1 rRNA gene is annotated in these 1,642 nt (G+C 49.9%); it reads left to right on the top strand.

The features are described from left to right. The first annotated feature begins 1 nt into the window (after position 1). Positions 2-1,553: ribosomal RNA gene (locus ACXQH5_RS13685) — 16S ribosomal RNA — on the top strand. The last annotated feature ends 89 nt before the right edge of the window (positions 1,554-1,642 follow it).

A 1,642-nucleotide genomic window follows, 5' to 3' on the forward strand; every position in this document is an offset into this window, starting at 1 on the left:
TTTTATGGAGAGTTTGATCCTGGCTCAGGATGAACGCTGGCGGCGTGCCTAATACATGCAAGTCGAGCGAACGGACGAGAAGCTTGCTTCTCTGATGTTAGCGGCGGACGGGTGAGTAACACGTGGATAACCTACCTATAAGACTGGGATAACTTCGGGAAACCGGAGCTAATACCGGATAATATTTTGAACCGCATGGTTCAAAAGTGAAAGACGGTCTTGCTGTCACTTATAGATGGATCCGCGCTGCATTAGCTAGTTGGTAAGGTAACGGCTTACCAAGGCAACGATGCATAGCCGACCTGAGAGGGTGATCGGCCACACTGGAACTGAGACACGGTCCAGACTCCTACGGGAGGCAGCAGTAGGGAATCTTCCGCAATGGGCGAAAGCCTGACGGAGCAACGCCGCGTGAGTGATGAAGGTCTTCGGATCGTAAAACTCTGTTATTAGGGAAGAACATATGTGTAAGTAACTGTGCACATCTTGACGGTACCTAATCAGAAAGCCACGGCTAACTACGTGCCAGCAGCCGCGGTAATACGTAGGTGGCAAGCGTTATCCGGAATTATTGGGCGTAAAGCGCGCGTAGGCGGTTTTTTAAGTCTGATGTGAAAGCCCACGGCTCAACCGTGGAGGGTCATTGGAAACTGGAAAACTTGAGTGCAGAAGAGGAAAGTGGAATTCCATGTGTAGCGGTGAAATGCGCAGAGATATGGAGGAACACCAGTGGCGAAGGCGACTTTCTGGTCTGTAACTGACGCTGATGTGCGAAAGCGTGGGGATCAAACAGGATTAGATACCCTGGTAGTCCACGCCGTAAACGATGAGTGCTAAGTGTTAGGGGGTTTCCGCCCCTTAGTGCTGCAGCTAACGCATTAAGCACTCCGCCTGGGGAGTACGACCGCAAGGTTGAAACTCAAAGGAATTGACGGGGACCCGCACAAGCGGTGGAGCATGTGGTTTAATTCGAAGCAACGCGAAGAACCTTACCAAATCTTGACATCCTTTGACAACTCTAGAGATAGAGCCTTCCCCTTCGGGGGACAAAGTGACAGGTGGTGCATGGTTGTCGTCAGCTCGTGTCGTGAGATGTTGGGTTAAGTCCCGCAACGAGCGCAACCCTTAAGCTTAGTTGCCATCATTAAGTTGGGCACTCTAAGTTGACTGCCGGTGACAAACCGGAGGAAGGTGGGGATGACGTCAAATCATCATGCCCCTTATGATTTGGGCTACACACGTGCTACAATGGACAATACAAAGGGCAGCGAAACCGCGAGGTCAAGCAAATCCCATAAAGTTGTTCTCAGTTCGGATTGTAGTCTGCAACTCGACTACATGAAGCTGGAATCGCTAGTAATCGTAGATCAGCATGCTACGGTGAATACGTTCCCGGGTCTTGTACACACCGCCCGTCACACCACGAGAGTTTGTAACACCCGAAGCCGGTGGAGTAACCTTTTAGGAGCTAGCCGTCGAAGGTGGGACAAATGATTGGGGTGAAGTCGTAACAAGGTAGCCGTATCGGAAGGTGCGGCTGGATCACCTCCTTTCTAAGGATATATTCGGAACATCTTCTTCAGAAGATGCGGAATAACGTGACATATTGTATTCAGTTTTGAATGTTTATTTAACATTCAAA

Source organism: Staphylococcus sp. SA22 (assembly GCF_054165785.1).